Here is a 328-nt window from a genome sequence, read left to right on the forward strand (position 1 = left end):
TGCGTGAGCGCATCCAAGCGCTGATCGGCCCGCGTGCACAGCACATGTGGATTTCCACCTTCCATAGTTTCTGCGTGCGCGTGCTGCGCCGAGAAGCCAAGGCACTCGGGCTCAAATCCACCTTCACGATCTACGACTCGGCGGATTCGCAGCGCCTGCTTACGCTCATTATCAAAGAGCTGAACCTTGATACCAAAAAGTTTGCCCCCAAGGCCGTGGGGCACAGGATTTCTGCCCTCAAAAACGAGTTGGTGAGCGCCGAAGAATACAGTGCGGCGGCCGCGAATAACCCGTGGGAAAAGACTATCGCGCAGATTTACACCGTCTA

General features: G+C 56.4%; 1 protein-coding gene. It reads left to right on the forward strand.

Annotation, left to right across the window (positions count from 1 at the left end; all coding sequences use genetic code 11):
* The coding region (locus tag HMPREF2554_RS04105) for a UvrD-helicase domain-containing protein (protein ID WP_168160871.1) at positions 1-328 on the forward strand (328 nt) is incomplete at both ends.

The sequence above is a fragment of the Rothia sp. HMSC071F11 genome, assembly GCF_001809115.1.
Classification (GTDB): Bacteria; Actinomycetota; Actinomycetes; order Actinomycetales; family Micrococcaceae; genus Rothia; species Rothia dentocariosa.